Source organism: Rhodococcus sp. ARP2 (genome assembly GCF_001029585.1).
Classification (GTDB): Bacteria; Actinomycetota; Actinomycetes; order Mycobacteriales; family Mycobacteriaceae; genus Rhodococcus_F; species Rhodococcus_F erythropolis.
In genome coordinates, this window is record NZ_LEKE01000022.1 from 1 (window position 1) to 17,319 (window position 17,319).

A 17,319-nucleotide genomic window follows, 5' to 3' on the forward strand; every position below is an offset into this window, starting at 1 on the left:
CTCGTATGCCGCTGGAACCCCCGGCGGACTGTTCGCTCCCTTACTTGCACTCGGTGCACTCTGGGGGTCGATCTTTACCGGACTGTCGAGCTTCGTGCCCGGAGTGGACGCCGGGCTCACGGTCACCATGGCCACCATCGGCATGGCTGCATTCTTCGGCGCTGTAGTGCGCGCACCGTTCACCGGCATCGTGATCGTGGTCGAGATGACAGCGGTGACGTCGACGCTAATTCCGATGCTCGCTGCCACTGCGGCAGCGGTATTCGTCGCCACCGCGGCAGGGTCGGCACCTATCTACGACAGTCTCCGAGAACGGATGTTGGAAACTCGACACCCACCTCTGCGATGATCACGATCGACATCGTGCCCGACCTATGAGTAGGCAGAGGAGCATTCATGACCCCACAAAGTCTTCACCGAGATAGGTGCGTCGGGTAGCGTCCGGGACCTACCGTCGACCGTTGAATCACTGCGAAACGAACCCATCGACGGTGACGGCATCGAAGTTCACAACTTGACCGGTCGAATCATCGACGACGGATACGTCCTGGCACAGTGGGATTCACTCCGTGGCGTGCGTCGTGCGCGGCGCACATCCCTGTGGGGCCGCGCCCCGATCGGATGGCAACTGGTACACCATCAAGGCACCCCGCTCCACTGATTACGCACCGCAAAATCTGCGACAACTCTCTAGATCAAGGGTGTTCCGACGTAGTTCTCGGCGATCAGCGTTCGTCCGGCGACCGAACGCGTGACCATGTCCAACTCGGCCAATTGACGGCGATGCCCGAAACCGCTGTCGTCTGGCAAGCGATGGAGCATCGACGACATCCACCACGAGAAGTGCTGCGTCCGCCACACACGCGGCAGCACCGTTTCGGTGTACCCGTCCAACATCTTTCGGTCGGACGAGGTGAAGAAACTGTCCATTGCCTTCGCCAGAGCGTAAACGTCGGCGATCGCGAGATTCATACCCTTCGCACCGGTCGGCGGCACGGTGTGCGCCGCATCTCCGGCAAGAAACAGGTTGCCGTGCTGCATCGGTTCACAAACGAAGCTGCGGAACTGAAGGATCGATTTCTGAAAGATCCTGCCGTCCTTGATCTCTGCGCCCTCGCCGTCGACGCGCATGTGCAGCTCGTCCCAGATTCTATCGTCGGACCAGTTGTCCACGGAGTCGTCCGGATCGACCTGAAGATAATGACGCTGCACCTCGGGCGTCCGCGTGCTGATCAGTGCAAACCCACGCTCATGGTTGGCGTAGATCAATTCTTCCGATGACGGCGGAGCCTCGGCCAGGATGCCGAACCACGCGAAGGGATACTGGCGGAAATGATCCGTTCGGATCGACGGTTCGGGAATCAGCTTTCGCGTTTGCGTACGTGATCCGTCGCAACCGGCCACCAGGGCGCACTCGAGCTTCTGGTCGTTTCCGTCCGAGTCGACAAAAGTGATGCTCGGGCGATCCGATTCGTGATCGTGCACTTTCGCGTCGGACACTCCGAACCGAATGTCCCCGCCGTCAGCGAGACGTCGCGCGATCAGATCCTTGAGCACCTCGTGCTGCGGATAGACCGTGACGGCGCGCCCGTCGGTCAGTTCGTCGAACGCGATTCGGTGCCCTCGCCCGCCGAATCGCAGCTCGATTCCGTGATGTTCGAGGCCCTCCCGCTTCAGTCGATCACCGAGTCCGGTCTCGACCATGAGATCAACCGTGTTTTGTTCGAGCACGCCGGCACGAATTGTGCCTTCTACCTCTTCACGGGTGCGACATTCCAGGACCACCGAATCGATTCCCTTCAGATGCAACAGATGCGAGAGCATCAACCCGGCGGGACCACCACCGACGATTCCGACCTGGGTGCGCGAAGAAGACATACAGAGAACTCCTGAGGTGAGTGACGATTGCGACCACCATCGACCACGATCACGCCCCTGAACAGCTGCAATTTCACTCAGTGAAAGACCGAATACGAGCTATCCAAGTCCGCCGCCACCGAGCCCGCGTGAAATTCCACGGGCGGCCGCGACCAAGGCCGGCAGTAACGGAGCCGGATCCTGCTCCACCGGAACAACTGTCGAGACCGCTGCGACGACATTGCCGCCGGCTTCGCGGACCGGAGCGGCGACGGCAAGGGTTCCGACGTTCAGATACTCACGGCAGACGACAAATCCGGTGCGTCTGATCTCGTCGAGAGTTGCTCGCAAAATCCGCTCGGACGTAATGGTTTTGGGAGTGAACGACTCGAGACCGGCCTGGAGGACGTCGTCGAGAAGCTCGGTTCCGCCGTGCGCGAGGAGAATCAATCCACCGCTGGACGCGTGCAACGGCAATCTTCCCCCGGCCCGACCGACAACGGTGACAGCACTACGCGAGGACAAGCGCTCGAGGTACAGCGCCTCGGTACCCTCACGAACGACCAACTGCACATTCTCCCGGGTGACCTCGTACAGGTCCTCGAGGAACGGCAACGCCACCTGCCGCAGGCCGTGAGCGCCGGGAGCAAGAGCGCCGATCTCCCACAACCGCACTCCGACCTGGTACTTGCCGTCACTCCGACGCTCGAGTGCGCCCTCAGCCACCAACTGCCCACACAGCCGATGAACGGTGGGCAGAGGTAAACCGCTGCGACGACTGATCTCCGACTGCGTCAACCGCGGCGATTTCGCGTCGAAGGCACCGAGCACGATAAATGCCCGGCCGATCAACGAACGGTCGCCTGATGCCATTCACACAGTGTGACAGGGCAGTGCCACTAAGAATCCACTGTGACTGGCATCAGGCGAAACGTGTTCAGGCGGTGCGGAGCTACGCGGAGTGCGCCAATTCCGGTTCGCGTTCGGTCACCGGCGGCGCGGCCTCGATCTTCATCGGTTCCTGCGCGTAGTGGAAGTGCGGACGACGGTGACCGATGAACGAACCGAACCACGACATCACAGCGACGTACCGGTTGCGGAAGCCCACCAGATACATCACGTGCACGGCCAGCCACATGAACCAGGCGATCGTGCCCTTGAACTCGACCTTGCGGACGCGACATACAGCGCTGAATCTGCTGATGATCGACATGCTGCCCTTGTCGAAGTACTTGAAAGGCGTTCCGGCCTTGACCTTTCCGTTCACAGTCTTCGCGGCGTGACGGCCACCCTGCATCGCAACGGGCGACTGACCGGGCAGACCGTTGAGCGAAGTCATGTCGCCGATGGCAAAGACGTTGGCGAACCCGCCGACGGTCAAGTCCGGATTGATGAGCAGACGACCTGCGCGGTCACTCTCACAACCGGTTGCCTCTCCGAGCACTGCGGCGAAGTCGTTGGCGCGTACACCGGCCGACCAGATGACGGTCTCGGCATCGATGCGCTTCTCTTCCTTGGTCTTTGCCGAAGAAACGGTGACACCGTGCTCGTCGATGGCGGTGACCATGGTGTTGAGGACTACCTCGACACCCGACTTCTCGAGCGAGGCCTGCGTGTACTCACTGAGCTTGCCGCCGAAGGCCGGAAGCGCAACGCCGGCGCCTTCGACCATGGTGACCGTGACCTCGTCGGCACTGATGTTGTTGATGGCCTTCGCAAAGTAGCGACGCGCCAGTTCCTTGATCTGTCCGGCGAGCTCGACGCCGGTCGCGCCGGCACCCACGACAACGAAGCTGAGCAGGTTACGGCGAACCAGCGCGTCGTTGGTGGTGTGCGCTTCCTCGAAGCAACGCAGGATCTGCTTACGCAGTACCTCGGCGTCCTCGACGGTCTTGAGCTTGTAGGTGACCTTTTCGAACTCGTCATGCCCGAAGTACGCCTGCGTGGCACCGGTGGCTGCAATGAGCGAGCGGTACCCGAGCGTGTGGCGGGTGCCCGAGGCTTCGTAGACGACGGTGTTCTCTTCAGCGTTGACCTCGACGACGCGGCCGAGACGGACGTCGGCGTTGGGGTACTTCTGCAGGATCGTGCGGATGGGCGGAGCAACTTCGCCGGCCGACAGGACACCCGTCGCCACCTGGTAGAGCAACGGCTGGAAGAGGTGCTCGGTGGTGGCGGAGATGAGAACGAACGGCGTCTTGGACTTCGCGAGGGTCTTGGCCGCGGCGAGGGCTCCGAATCCCGAACCGACGATCACAACCTGAGTCTTCTCGTGTCCAGTCGCGTCGATGTCGGCGCGACCCGCAGCTGTTCTATCCACAACGAACTCCTCAACCAAATTGAAAGTATGACTATTACGGTATGGACTGATCATGGGTCGGGTCCAGCTAGCTGGAGTATTCGCAAGACTGTTATCTCGATTGCTCATAAGTAAGCTGTCCTCATGGACTTCCGCCAACTCAAGTACTTTCTCGTCGTGAGCGAGGAACTGAGCTTCAGTCGCGCCGCCGAACGCTGCTTCATCTCGCAGTCGGCGATCAGCCATCAGGTCGCACGACTGGAGAAGGAGCTCGGGGCGACACTCTTCGAGCGCTCGACCCGGGCGGTTCGCCTGGCCCCGGCAGGATCGCGACTGGTGCCCATCGCGCAGCAAGTCCTCAGCCTCGAAACGATGGCGTACTCCGTCGCACGAGACCCGAGAGCCCGGATCCGAATCACGGGAAACATGAGCTTTGCCGCTCAGACGCTGGACGCCATCGCACACGTGCGCGAACTTCATCCGGACCTGGACGTCGAGTTCGTCATCAAGAGCTTTGCCCACCGCATGGATGCTGTGGCCTCCGGTGACGCGGACATCGCCCTGATTCGCGGCGGCGTCGACCGCCCCGGACTCGAACCCTTGGACCTCGGCGTCGAAGATCTTCTCGTCGTCATGTCGAGCCGACACCCCCTAGCCGGCCAGCAAAGCGTCGACCTCAATGATCTGGCCGCATATCCCCTGCTCCTGCCGCCGCGCCAAAGTCAGGTGCTCATTCACAAGGTGGTCGAGGACGCATTCCGCGAGATCGATCGACGCGTCCAACTGGGCCCCGCAATTCCGAGCGATCACACAGCCACGCTGGACGTGATCACCAACCCGCGCGCCTGGACCCTGCTCTATTCGATCACCGCAGGCGAATCTCCACGCGCTGGAATCAGCTTCATGCGAGAATCGCACGGCCGCTTGCGCATTCCCGTCTCGGGAGTGACCCGCAGCGGCGCTACCCACTCCACCGAGTTCGCCGATCTGATCCAAGCACTCAAGGACGCCATGAATCCGTCTTTCACTGAGTGAAAGTGTGATGGCGATCGACCCCCTCACAGAGCAACGTGGTGGGCAACCATGTGATGCGGCGCGCGGTTGCATCCCTTTACCGAGGAGCGGCCATGACGCGTTTGCTGAGCGACCCTGTGTGGGAATCGAAGATCTTCGACGGCGAATGGGTTCGCGGTAGCGCCGACGATCGTATTGTCGTCGAGCCGGCCACCGGCAAGCAGTTGACGACGGTCGGCATGGCAACACCCGACGACGTGGCAGCCGCTGCAACAAAAGCTACTGCAGCTCAGAAGGATTGGGCGGCAAGACCATACACTGAACGAGCCGCCGTTCTACGCCGCGCCGGTCAACTGTTCGAGCAGTACGCCGACGAAATCGGCGAATGGGTAATCCGCGAGGCCGGCAGCATCCCGGCCAAGGCCGGGCTGGAAACCCATACAGCTGCCGAAGAGTGCTACAACGCAGCAGCTTTGGCCGCACACCCTGTCGGCGAGGTTCTGCGCTCGGAGCAACCTCGGCTGAGCTTCTCTCGTCGCGTACCCGTCGGAACCGTCGGCGTCATCGCGCCGTTCAACTTCCCCATCATTTTGTCGATCCGTGCAGTCGCTCCCGCACTGGCGCTGGGCAATTCGGTGATTCTCAAGCCTGACCCGCGCACGGCGATCTGCGGCGGTGTGGTTCTCGCTCGCATCTTCGAAGAAGCAGGCTTGCCCGCGGGAGTGTTCAGCATGCTGCCGGGCGGCGCTGACGCCGGTGAGGCAATCGTGGTTCATCCGAGCGTTCGCGTCATCGCATTCACCGGGTCGACCCGAGCTGGACGCGCGGTCGGCGAACTGGCGGGCCGCCATCTCAAGCGCGCTCATCTTGAACTCGGCGGCAACAATGCGCTGATCGTCATGGATGACGTCGACCTCGAAAAGGCCGCATCTGTCGGCGCTTTCGGATCGTTCATGCACCAGGGACAGATCTGCATGACCACCGGCCGCCAACTGGTCCACGAAAGTATCGCCGCCGACTACACCACACTCCTTGCCGAACACGCCGACAAGCTTCCGGTAGGCGACCCGTTCACCGGTCAGGTCGCACTCGGACCCATCATCGACGCCAAACAACGCGACCACATCCACTCTCTGGTCAACGGAAGCATCGCGGCCGGAGCAAAACTGGCTGCCGGCGGCACCTACGAGGATCTCTTCTACCGGCCCACCGTGCTGGCCGACACCCCACTCACCGCGCCTGCCTTCGCCGACGAGGTCTTCGGGCCGGTCGCACCGGTGACCTCCTTCGCCACCGTCGAACAAGCCGTCGCCATAGCCAACGATTCCGAGTACGGGTTGTCGCTGGGCATTCTGACCTCCGACGCGATGCGCGGACTCGAACTCGCCCAACAGATTCCCACCGGCCTGGTCCACATCAACGATCAGACGGTCGGCGACGAAGCAGTCATCCCGTTCGGCGGCATGGCGTCTTCGGGTAACGGCGGCCGTGTCGGCGGTATCGGTGCAAACCTCGATGCCTTCACGGAAACACAATGGGTGACGGCGCAAAGTGCACTCCCGGTCTACCCCTTCTAGAACGAATTCACAGGGCATGTCCCACTCGGTCGCTGACCAGCATTGACGGGATCGATCTCGCGGACTTACCATCCAGAGAAAATTACTTCGCCACATTAAGCATTTTCTCTTGTTGTTCCCGAGAAGGACCCGTTGACGAACACAGTTACGACGAGCAGTGCCGCGAGCCCCAGCGCTACGCCAACTGCCACCGATTCCCCGGACCAGTCCGTAGCAAGATCGCCGCGCCGGGAGGCCGTGATCATCGGCGCTTTGAGCCTGGCAGCGATGATCGTCTCGATGATGCAGACGCTGCCGGTTCCGATCCTGGGACGGATTCAGTCCGACCTCGGAGCCTCGTCCGCCGGCGTCAGTTGGGTGACGACGGCGACCCTGCTTTCCGCTGCCGTCTTCACTCCCCTGCTGGGGCGCTACGGCGATCAGCACGGCAAGAAGCGCACCTTGGTCGGCGTCCTCGTCGTCATGGTGATCGGTTCGATTGTCGCGGCATTGGCGCACAATCTGCCACTGCTGATCCTCGGCCGTGTACTCCAGGGAACAGCCACCGCGATCTTCCCTCTCGCACTCTCTGTCTTGCGCGAAGAGATACGACCACAGAAGCTTCCCGGCGCCATGGCCCTGGTCAGCGGAACTCTCGCATTCGGCAGCGGTCTCGCCCTCGTGGCCACCGGTCTGCTCACATCGGCTCCGGATGCCGACTACCGCAACGCCTTCTGGATGGCCACCGGATTCGCAGTGCTGGCCTTCATTGCCGTCGCCACGCTGGTCCCGCCCACCACGCACAAAAGCGGTGGGCGCGTGGACCTCATCGGTGCGCTGAGTCTGGGCGCGGCACTACTTCTGCTTCTTCTGGCGATTTCTCAAGGCCACCAATGGGGGTGGTTGTCGCCCTTGACCGTCGGTGTTTTTGTGGCCTCGATCGTGATGTTCGCAGTCTGGGTGTGGATCGAGAAGATCGTCGACGAGCCGCTTGTCGACATGCGGATGTTCGTCCACCGCCCGGTGATGATGGCAAATCTTGCCGGCGTCGTGGTGGGCTTCGGCATGTTCGCGAACTTCCTCGGGATCTCGTATCTCGCACAACTTCCCCGCGATCTCACCGGATACGGCTTCGACGCGAGCATTCTGCGTGCGTCGGTCGAATTCCTGCTGCCTGGCGCGATAGTTTCGCTGATCGCCGCCCCGATCGGCGGTCGTCTCATCAGACTCCGTGGGCCGCGATTCGTTCTGGGACTCACTGCGATCCTGGGCGCGGTGCCGTTTGCGTGGCTCGCGTTCGACCACACGCACACCGCGTCGGTCATCGGTGCGGGCATGGTGATCGGCGCCGCCCTCAGCCTCGGCTATGCAGCCATGCCCGCCATCATCATGTCCAATGTGCCGCATCATCAGAGCGGCATCGCCAACGGCATCAACTCGATCTCACGTTCCACCGGCAGCGCCATCGGCAGCGCAGTAGTGACAACGATTCTGGCGTCGATGACAATCGCGAACCTCCCCGAAGGTGTTCCGGCGATGCCAAGCGAATCTGCCTTCACCGTCACGTTCGCGACCGCGGGCGTTGCCTTCGTTCTGGTGGGACTGGTGGGGTGGCTGGGGCTGCGACCGGCGCACTCCCCTTCCGCTTCCGAACAACCTCCCGCTGCGTGAGATCGGTAGTACCGCAGAGACTTAGACGGAACGTAGCCTGCGCACATGGCAGGTGAGACTCTCTACGTGATCGACCGGATCGTCACGAATCCCGGATGCGGGCAGAAGTTCGTCGACGAATGGCGTGCAGGCTACCTGCCGAACGCCCGGCGACGCAGCCTGACCCTCGACAACATACTTGTCAGTCCGCCGTTGTGGTCCGAGTACGAACCCAACGTCGTGACTATCACGTGGACCGTCGACGGAGCCTCCGGTTGGTGGGCAATGACTCGTCTGAGTCGCGGCGACACCACGCTTCGGCAGTGGTGGGATGCCATGGAACCACTCATCTGCGAACGTAGCCGCACCATGGCTGCTGCTGCCGACGACGTCGAGGCACTGGCCGATGTATAACGTCACTAGGGTTGTTTTTGCTCCCGACAGCACGGACTCGGACGGCTGGGCGAATGCGGTGAACACCATTGCAGCAGTGGCAGAATCGTCGGGCGCAGTTCGCCATCTCGTCACCGCTACTCTGCCCGGCGCCATCAACGGCGGAGATCTGATCGTTCATCTTCAGTTCGCGAATGAAGCCGCGTGGCGAGCCGTTAGCGATTCCGTCGACGCAGAACTTCACCACGATGCCATCGAACGCTTTCACGGCGCCGAGTACGTTTCCGGAACCGAGGGTCGCTCGCGCGCCACCGGCCCGAACGGGGTGTACCGAGCGCTGCTGATTCGCGTTGAACCCACTACCTCCGAGGACGAAATCGAACAGTTCGAAAGTGACCTGCTGAAGATGCCCGGGCATATCTCCTCGATCGCTGCCTGGCGACTCAGTCGGGTGAGTGCGGCGACCGGCGCAACACCTGCATGTGACGAAGCACCGTGGACCCATGTGTGGGAGCAGGAGTTCACCGACCTCGAATCACTGCAGACCCAATACCTCGATCATCCGATCCACTGGGGCGTCGTTGATCGATGGTTCGATCCCGAATGCACCGAAGCCATTGTGCGGGAAAGAATCTGCCATACCTTCGGTGAACTGGGCGACGAGATCCTATCGAGCGGCGGCTGATACCTCGCGGATCATCGCCCAAACTTTCTGGCGTGCCGGCTCTGTGAGCGACAATGACGGAATAGTGAGGAACCCGTGAAACAACCCGTCGAAGCGATGATGCTGCACGGGGACGCCGGCCGAGGCAAGCAGTTTCGCGTACTCGTCACCGGACGAGCACGGCGGATCCAGCTCGGCTGTCACGACAACAGCCGCGGGAAGATCGGCGAACGACTCTGTCCGAGTGGGTATCACCCGCACGTCATCTCGGCGTTCGGGAGCATATTGGTCCCAGTACCACTTCATGGCCGTGGTCGTGTTGTAGTGGTCGGTACCGTAGAGACGGTAGGACTCGGTGTCGAAATCGTCGTCGATCACCGGATAGATGAGAACCTGCGCCGCAACCGCCGGCCCCCCACGATCGCGAGCGGCGATGGCTACTGTCGCAGCAAGATTGCCGCCCGCGCTGTCGCCGGCAAGGACTATCTTGCTCGGGTCTGCGCCGTACTGTGCCGCGTGTTTCGTCGCCCACTCCAATGCGGCGTAGACGTCGTCGTGTGCTGCCGGCGCGGGGTACTCAGGGGCCAGACGATAATCGACGGAGACGACGACGGCGCCAACCCCTTCCGCCATGGACCGGCAGAATTCGTCATGGCTGTCCAGGTCACAGAACACGAAGCCTCCGCCATGAGCGAAGACGACCAGCGGTCCGGCGTCGGAGGAAGTGTGCGGGCGGTAGACGCGGATCGCCAGATCTCCACCGGGGCCCTCGATTGCGAGATCTTCGACCGTACGCAAATCGGGAAGCCGCTCCAACGGGGCGCGTCGATTCCGAAGCAGAGCGCGCAACTCCGACGGCTCGAAGCTGGTGACATCCGGAAATGCGGCGTTGAGCGTGGCCAGCATGGTGATGACTTCCGCGTGAATTGTCATGTGCACTCCTGATCTCGGACGTCGGGCATCCGCCAAGGTAGATCGCGCGCGGCCGAGTGAGAACACACCTTCCCGATCAGTGGTCTGTTTGGTTACGAGAAGTCGTGAGAAACGAAAAGGGAGACCACACCTCGTTGTGTGGTCTCCCTTTTCGATTCGGTTCAGCCGATCAGGCGTCAGCTCCTACTGCGAGCATCCACCTTGTCGTCATCGTCGTCGTGCTCGCCGGCAGCAAGCGCGATGTCGGAAGACTCGACGCCCCCATTCGGGCCTGTCTTCTCGAGGTCGACCGGTGCATCACCGGACGCAACCTCTTCGGCCTCAGGCTCTTGCGGTAGCGGTTTCTTGAGGCTCAGGATGATCGAGCCTGCCAAGACCACGATGATCACCGCGAGGCTGACCAGCGAGGGGATCTCGGGGATCGACGTGCTGATCACCTTGTGGCTGGCCTGCATGATCAGCTTCACGCCGATGAAGGCGAGGATGATCGACAGACCCTTGGAGAGGTAGTGGAACTTCTCGAGCAGACCCGAGAGCAGGAAGTACAGGGCACGCAGACCCAGGATCGCAAACGCGTTACTGGAGTACACGATGAACGGGTCGTCGCTCACTGCCAGGACTGCCGGGACGCTGTCGACTGCGAACACGAGGTCGGCGGCTTCGATGGCGACGACGACGGCGAACAGCGGTGTTGCGACGCGCTTTCCGGCTTCCTTGACGAAGAACTTGGTTCCCGCGTATTCCTCGCGAACCGGCATGATCTTGCGCAGCAGACGAACTGCCAGCGACGTACCCGGATCGAAGCTCTCGTCGTCGTCCTTGAGCAGCTTGTAAGCGCTGTAGAGCAGGATGGCGGCGAAGACGAACAGCACGGCCGTGAACTTGCTGACCACGGCAACGCCGGCAGCGAGGAAGATTCCGCGGAAGATCAGGGCGCCGATGACACCGAAGAACAGCACACGGTGCTGGTACTCACGGGGCACCTTGAAGTAACCGAAGATCAGGGCGAACACGAAGAGGTTGTCGACCGAGAGGCTCTTCTCCAACAGCCAGGCTGTTGTGAATTCGACGCCCGAGTTCACCCCCAAGGTCAGGGTGACAACCACCGCGAACACGAGAGACAAACCGACCCAGAGTGCACTCCACCAGGCCGCTTCCTTGAAGCCGATGACATGCGCGCCGCGGTGGGCGAGCAAGTCGATGAGCAACATGACGACGATGACTGCGGCGAACGCGGCCCACGCCCACATGGGAACGTTCATCGCTGACCACCTACCCGAATGGCACTGATGACTGCGGTCACGGGGAGCTCCTTCACTGGGTTCGGACGGCCGTCTCGCCGTCTTCTCCAGTGTTCCTTGCCGACTTCTATCCATCCCCGTCGAAATATCGACGACTTTTGTATCTAAAGTTGCCGAGATCATGCAATCTAAAGGTGTTGCATCCGAAACCGCCGTTGGAAGGCAACTTGTTCTAGCCTGGCAAACATGAGCACCTCGTTGTACTACTCCGCCGTCCGCTCCACACCGCTGACCGACGACGAGAAGGCCGAAGTCGACCGACTCATCGCCGTCCACAACGACGAATTTCCGTTCGACTACGAGGTCCTGGACCTCTACCCGTCGGATATCCCCAACACTCTGCTCAACGGCTCGACCAAGATCTCGAGCGATCCGACCGAGGTGATTCCGTCACTCGTCTACTGGTTCAACGCCCTGACCGAACTCCGGCGAGCGGTGCCCGACGCCGACTGGGACGTTTCACTCGACGACACCCCCGCAGATTGGGATGACAACTCCGGCTACTCGCTCCCCGGTCTCGATGGCATGCAGTAGCGAATCACGGCGCCGGCGCGATGGTGGCTCCGTAGCTCTCCAGTGCGATGAGGGCCAACTCCGTCGGCAGCCGACGCTGGTCGACGCTGCGACCCAGTAGCTTTTCGGCCTGATCGAGTCGATACCGCACGGTGTTCTTGTGCAGGCCGAGGGCTGCGGCAGTAGCGGCCGCGGTGCAGTTGTTCTCGTAGTAGACCCGGACGGTGTCACGGATGCGCGTCGTGACGCCGTCCGCGCCGGCCAAGCCTTTCAGTTCCCGAGCCACCAACTCACGCAGTTCGCCCAGATCTTCGGTGAGCAGACAGGGAACCTGAACATCCTCGTATACGGTGATACCCGGCGAGCCCCCGGAACGGACCGCCACGCGCTGCGCGGCGAGCGCCTCGCGATGACTGCGAGCGAATCCTTCCATTCCGTAACCGCTCGCTCCCACTGCAACGCGAAGATCCGAATGCCGGGCATCAACATGTGACGCCCACTCCCGGCCGTCGAAATGCGCGACCCACGACCACAGCTCACGCGCGCCCGAAGGCAAAGTCAGAACACGCTCGCCATTGGACTCGTCCACAAAGGTACGGGCGTACGAGTCCAACCGCGCCAATACGTCTGCAGCCGGGTCGGTGTCGTCCGTCCAGAGAACAAACGCCGTGTGGTGGCGCCGCATCGGATAGTCCAGGATCCGGGACGCTTCGTCGGAGTGAAGGGCTTCGCCCGCGACAATCGCGTGCACCGTCTCGGACCGACGCGCAAAAGCGCCGCGCGCCAAGCTCTCCCGCTCCTTCGCGTACGTCGCGACCAACAATTCGGTGGTCACTTCCAGCCATCTCATCGCCGAACCCCACACTCGAACGAGAAGTGCGCGTTTGAGTTCCGGACCGATCGGGAGTGCCTCTATCGACTCGTCGACGAAACCCAGCATCGCGAGGCGTCCGGCGCCGTAGATCTTGAGCAGGACCCGAAGATCCATACCGCGCCGAGCGACGGTGAGTGCAAGCGCAACCGACTCCGCCGGCGGCGTGACCTCCTGGGAACCGCCCGCGATCGCCGCCACGATGACGCGGAGCTGCGCCGCGGTGCTCGCATCCACATCGCGTCGTAGCTCCCGATCAGCCGCTACCTCGGGATTGGCCTCGGCAATGGCGTCGTCGATGCGTTGGACGAAACCGTCGATCACCTCCGGCTGGAGATAGATGGGCGCGAGATTCGCAATCCAGCCGTCCAACTCCGATGTTTCCATGACGCCTCCCCGAATTGTGACTTAGTCATAAATCTATCGCCTTGGTTCGGCCAACAAGCCCTATCTACCCAACTTCAACTGGTCCACAATCACATCTCACTGCAGTTTCACGTCGCTGCAGATTTACGTCACTGCTATCCCATCCCTCTAGTTTTTGGAGACGCTCGCGATATGAACAAGCCTTTCGACGGTCAGGTAGTGGTCATCACCGGTGGCGCCAGGGGCATCGGATACGCCACCGCGAAACGGCTCATCAGCCTGGGCGCGAGGGTCGCGATCGGCGACATCGACGAAGCCACTCTCGCGCAGGCTGCAAAAGATTTGGGCATCCGTACGTTCGGGCGTCTCGACGTCACCGACCCCGCGTCGTTCTTCGACTTCCTCGACGCCGTCGAAGGTGAACTCGGCCCGATCGACGTACTGGTCAACAATGCGGGCATCATGCCGGTCGGACGGATCGTCGACGAGGACGACACCGTGACCAGACGAATCATCGAGATCGACGTCCTCGGCGTGATCACGGGAACCAAACTCGCACTGCGACGGATGCTTCCACGCGGACGTGGACACGTCATCAACATCGCTTCGCTTGCCGGCGAACTCCCGTGCCCCGGTTTGTCGACGTACTGCGGCGCCAAGCATGCGGTGTTGGGCTTCACCGATTCTGTCCGCAAGGAAGTTCGTGGCACCGGAGTGAACGTCTCGTCCGTACTGCCGACGCTCACCAACACCCAACTCACTTCCGGGACTTCGGGAATGAAGGGTTTCCGTGAGGTTCAGCCGGAGGAAATCGCCGAAGCAATCGTCGGCTTGATCACCAAACCTCGACCACGCGTGCGCATTACGCGAGTGTCCGGACTGCTTGTCCAGGCACAGGGTTTCGTACCCCGACGGCCTTACGAGGCATTGAGCCGACTGTTCGGCGTCGAGACGCAGTTTCTCGGCGACGTCGACACCGCGGCCCGTGCTGCCTACGAGGAACGGGCGCGCACCAGCTGATCAGGCCAGCTCCGTGGCCGGCCAGTCGAGCAACTTCGCGCCCAACACGGCAGCGTGGAGCGCGAAGCTGTCGTTGGGGTCGTTGACGTTCTGGCCGGTGAGTTCACGGATACGGTCCAAGCGGTACGTGACCGCCCGGACCGACAAATGCAGGTCTCGGGCGGTCTTTGCCGTATTGCCGCCGGCGGAGAAGTACGCGAGCAGGGTGTCGATCATCGGCCCAGCGCCGCCGCGTGCCTCGAGCAGCGGGGTGAGCAGGGTGTGGATCAGGTCGGTGACCGCCGGCCTGTCGTTGACCAGAACGCGGTAGACCAGCAGGTCACGAGCATCGATGATCGGTGCGGTCAACGACAGGCGCTGCGCCAGGTCCAGTGCGTCGAGCGCCTCCCGGTACGACGCCACGACGCCCGAAGCAGTGGTACGAGGGCGCCCGACACCGATCTGCCAGGTGCCGTCCAAAGCACGCCGCTGCAACTGAACTCGCCCGTCGTCATCGGTTCCCGGTCCGAGAGCCGACCGAATACCCGCCAGCACGTGGTCGACGGCATCACGGTCCGGCGCCGCGAAAACGACGACCAGTTTGCCGCTCTTGCTGGCAACCAGCGCGTCGGCGTCACCCTTGCTGCCGAGCACGGCACGTTCGACGGCCCGCACCAAGGGATTGTCGTCGGTGAACTCGCGCGTCGCGGTCACCACCGCGACGGCATGCGGACCGCTGAGGTGGAGCCCGAATCCCGAAGCACGACCTAACAATCCGACGACATCGGCTCCACCGGTCAACAGGTCGTCGACGAACTCACGGCGTGCCGATACCTGCGAGCGGACCAGAGAACGCCTGGCCAACTGGAATCCTTCGGCCAGTTCGGCGACGGCATCGTCGACGGCGCGGAGCATGACTTCGCCGGCCGAGACGACGGCAGTCGGATCCGATTGTGCCGCAATAACAGCGGGGAGCTCACGCCACAGGCGCCAAGCCGAGGAGAGATACAGATCGAGCAGGGCTCGCAGGGCAACACCCTGCTGCGCCGCTTCTTCACCGCGGGCACGGAAACGATGCAGCTGACGACGCTGCAGCGGCTTCCCCTCGCATACGGCGACACTGAGTACGTCCAGGAAATCACCCAGCAGCTCGACGGGTAGGCCACCGGCGTCGTCCGCCCCTGCCGCGGCAACCCGGCGGATGGCGTCGTCAGGTACCCCGGTTCGGCTCACCCTCGCATTCTCTCACTGTCAGCGGAATTGCCCGGCGTCAGGAAAGGCGCATCGAACCCGTGTCGATGTACCGCTGATGGAACGAGAATGCCTCGCCCAGGATGTGCGGCGTCTGCCCCGCGCCCGGCTGAGCGTCGGCGCGAGCGATGTAATCGCGGAGCAGTGGCCGGAACTCCGGGTGAGCACAGTTGTCGACGATCAGGCGCGCGCGTCGCCGCGGAGACAGACCGCGCAGATCGGCCAACCCCTGCTCGGTGACCAACACCTGCGTGTCGTGCTCGGTGTGGTCGACGTGCGGAACCATCGGCACGATCGCCGAGATCTCACCCCCGCGGGCCGTCGACGGACTCAAGAACATGGACACGTAGCCGTTACGAGCGAAGTCTCCCGAGCCGCCGATTCCGTTCATGATCTTCGTCCCCATGACGTGCGTCGAGTTCACGTTGCCGTAGATGTCGGCCTCGAGCATGCCGTTCATGGCGATGATTCCGAGTCTGCGCACCACCTCTGGGTGGTTGCTGATTTCCTGCGGGCGGAGCGTGATGTGGTTGCGGTAGAAGTCGATGTTCGCGGTCAGTTCTTCGATGCCCTCGTCGGTGAGCGCCAAAGCCGTCGACGACGCATGCGCGACGGTTCCGTCCTTGATCAGCTTGAGCATCCCGTCCTGGATGACCTCGGAGTAGCAGGTCAGGCCGCGGTACGGCCCCCGATCGAGACCGCCGAGGACCGCATTGGCAACATTGCCGATGCCTGCCTGCAGCGGAAGCAAGGTATCCGCCGGCATCCGTCCGGCGCGCACCTCGAAGTCGAAGAATTCCAGGACGTGGCCGGCGATCGCCTCACTGACGGCGTCGGGTGCAGTGAGAGGGCTCGCGCTGTCTCGGCAGTCCGTCTCGACAACGGCCACAACCTTCGCGGGATCCACTCGGAATGTCGTCTGGCCGATCCGGTCTTCGACGCGGGTGATCTCGAGAGGCTTGCGATGCGGCGGCAACGCGGTGCCGTAGTAGACGTCGTGGATGCCTTCCATCGCCTCGGGCACCCAGGAGTTGACTTCGAGAATGACCTTGTCTGCGACGTCGAGCCACGTCTTGTTGTTGCCGATCGACGCGGAGGGAATCAGTTCACCTGATTCGGTGATACCGGCGACTTCGACGACCGCGACGTCGACGTTGCCGTAGTAGCCCTCCCACACCTGCTGAGCAACGTGGGAGAGATGGATGTCGACGTAGTCCATGCGACCGTCGTTGATGCGGCGACGCGCGGTGGCCTCGGACTGATACGGCATACGCAGCGCGATTCCGTCGACCTCGGCGAGCAGCCTTTCGGTCTCGGTGGACACCGACGCGCCGGTCAGGAGATTGATCGTGAAGTTCGATCCGTTGCCCCGGGTGTGGTGAATGCGCTCGGCCAGCGCCGGAATGATGACCTTGGGAGTACCGGCACTTGCGAAACCGCTGATCGCGACCGTGTCGCCGGGGTGAATGAACTTCACAGCGTCGGACGCGGCCATCACCTTCGACGCAAAGGCTGTGGCGCGAATGCGGCTGGAGGTGGCTTTGTGTCCGGTTTCACCGAAGGTTGAACTCACGACACCAGGATAAACAGGGCACGTCGAAGCGATTTACGGGGATAACCCAGACAGAATCGCTCCGACGTGCTAGGGGCTC

17 protein-coding genes are annotated in these 17,319 nt (G+C 62.3%); 9 read left to right on the forward strand and 8 right to left on the reverse strand.

The window, feature by feature from the left end:
* Window positions 1-349: chloride channel protein (locus tag ABX74_RS03340; protein ID WP_047888235.1), on the forward strand; the 349-nt coding region annotated here is incomplete at its 5' end.
* 165 nt (window positions 350-514) lie between these two features.
* Window positions 515-661: a hypothetical protein gene (locus ABX74_RS30890; RefSeq protein WP_411269022.1), complete on the forward strand. Its 147-nt coding sequence runs from the start codon at window positions 515-517 to the stop codon at window positions 659-661.
* Between the two features lie 29 nt (window positions 662-690).
* On the opposite strand, the gene ABX74_RS03350 is transcribed toward ABX74_RS30890, so the two are convergent.
* The 3 genes from ABX74_RS03350 to ABX74_RS03360 all read right to left on the reverse strand — a co-directional run bounded on the left by ABX74_RS03350 (window position 691) and on the right by ABX74_RS03360 (window position 4,177).
* Window positions 691-1,878 (reverse strand): 4-hydroxybenzoate 3-monooxygenase, encoded by a 1,188-nt coding sequence (locus ABX74_RS03350; RefSeq protein WP_020971147.1) that lies wholly within the window; start codon window positions 1,876-1,878, stop codon window positions 691-693.
* A 99-nt stretch (window positions 1,879-1,977) separates the two neighbouring features.
* Window positions 1,978-2,730: an IclR family transcriptional regulator gene (locus ABX74_RS03355; protein WP_019745792.1), complete on the reverse strand. Its 753-nt coding sequence runs from the start codon at window positions 2,728-2,730 to the stop codon at window positions 1,978-1,980.
* Between the two features lie 79 nt (window positions 2,731-2,809).
* On the reverse strand, window positions 2,810-4,177 hold the full coding sequence (locus ABX74_RS03360) for an NAD(P)/FAD-dependent oxidoreductase (protein WP_019745793.1): 1,368 nt from the start codon (window positions 4,175-4,177) through the stop codon (window positions 2,810-2,812).
* 123 nt (window positions 4,178-4,300) lie between these two features.
* Here ABX74_RS03360 and ABX74_RS03365 point away from each other — a divergent pair, with 123 nt between their 5' ends.
* From ABX74_RS03365 to ABX74_RS03385, 5 genes are all read left to right on the forward strand, one after another.
* Window positions 4,301-5,191, forward strand: a complete 891-nt coding sequence (locus ABX74_RS03365; protein ID WP_003943104.1) for a LysR family transcriptional regulator — start codon at window positions 4,301-4,303, stop codon at window positions 5,189-5,191.
* 92 nt (window positions 5,192-5,283) lie between these two features.
* Window positions 5,284-6,747 carry a benzaldehyde dehydrogenase gene (locus ABX74_RS03370; RefSeq protein WP_047888275.1) on the forward strand — a complete coding sequence of 488 codons (1,464 nt, stop codon included), beginning with the start codon at window positions 5,284-5,286 and terminating at the stop codon, window positions 6,745-6,747.
* Between the two features lie 132 nt (window positions 6,748-6,879).
* Window positions 6,880-8,397, forward strand: a complete 1,518-nt coding sequence (locus ABX74_RS03375) for an MFS transporter (protein ID WP_223257817.1) — start codon at window positions 6,880-6,882, stop codon at window positions 8,395-8,397.
* A gap of 45 nt (window positions 8,398-8,442) precedes the next feature.
* On the forward strand, window positions 8,443-8,790 hold the full coding sequence (locus ABX74_RS03380; protein ID WP_019745797.1) for a hypothetical protein: 348 nt from the start codon (window positions 8,443-8,445) through the stop codon (window positions 8,788-8,790).
* On the forward strand, window positions 8,783-9,454 hold the full coding sequence (locus ABX74_RS03385; protein ID WP_047888237.1) for a Dabb family protein: 672 nt from the start codon (window positions 8,783-8,785) through the stop codon (window positions 9,452-9,454). The genes ABX74_RS03380 and ABX74_RS03385 overlap by 8 nt, the downstream gene beginning before the upstream one ends.
* On the opposite strand, the gene ABX74_RS03390 is transcribed toward ABX74_RS03385, so the two are convergent.
* Window positions 9,437-10,366 carry an alpha/beta hydrolase gene (locus tag ABX74_RS03390; RefSeq protein ID WP_020971152.1) on the reverse strand — a complete coding sequence of 310 codons (930 nt, stop codon included), beginning with the start codon at window positions 10,364-10,366 and terminating at the stop codon, window positions 9,437-9,439. The genes ABX74_RS03385 and ABX74_RS03390 overlap by 18 nt on opposite strands.
* 176 nt (window positions 10,367-10,542) lie before the next feature.
* On the reverse strand, window positions 10,543-11,628 hold the full coding sequence (locus ABX74_RS03395; protein WP_019745800.1) for a TerC family protein: 1,086 nt from the start codon (window positions 11,626-11,628) through the stop codon (window positions 10,543-10,545).
* A 225-nt stretch (window positions 11,629-11,853) separates the two neighbouring features.
* Here ABX74_RS03395 and ABX74_RS03400 point away from each other — a divergent pair, with 225 nt between their 5' ends.
* Entirely contained in the window at window positions 11,854-12,201 is a 348-nt protein-coding gene (locus ABX74_RS03400) for a hypothetical protein (RefSeq protein ID WP_047888238.1), read from the forward strand.
* A gap of 4 nt (window positions 12,202-12,205) precedes the next feature.
* Here ABX74_RS03400 and ABX74_RS03405 read toward each other — a convergent pair whose 3' ends face one another.
* Complete coding sequence (locus tag ABX74_RS03405) at window positions 12,206-13,438, reverse strand: PucR family transcriptional regulator (protein ID WP_047888239.1); 1,233 nt, start codon at window positions 13,436-13,438, stop codon at window positions 12,206-12,208.
* 171 nt (window positions 13,439-13,609) lie between these two features.
* Here ABX74_RS03405 and ABX74_RS03410 point away from each other — a divergent pair, with 171 nt between their 5' ends.
* Window positions 13,610-14,437 carry an SDR family oxidoreductase gene (locus ABX74_RS03410; protein ID WP_047888240.1) on the forward strand — a complete coding sequence of 276 codons (828 nt, stop codon included), beginning with the start codon at window positions 13,610-13,612 and terminating at the stop codon, window positions 14,435-14,437.
* On the opposite strand, the gene ABX74_RS03415 is transcribed toward ABX74_RS03410, so the two are convergent.
* Complete coding sequence (locus ABX74_RS03415) at window positions 14,438-15,649, reverse strand: PucR family transcriptional regulator (protein WP_047888241.1); 1,212 nt, start codon at window positions 15,647-15,649, stop codon at window positions 14,438-14,440.
* Window positions 15,650-15,686: 37 nt separating this feature from the next.
* Window positions 15,687-17,240, reverse strand: a complete 1,554-nt coding sequence (locus ABX74_RS03420) for an acetyl-CoA hydrolase/transferase family protein (protein ID WP_020909516.1) — start codon at window positions 17,238-17,240, stop codon at window positions 15,687-15,689.
* Between the last annotated feature and the right edge of the window lie 79 nt (window positions 17,241-17,319).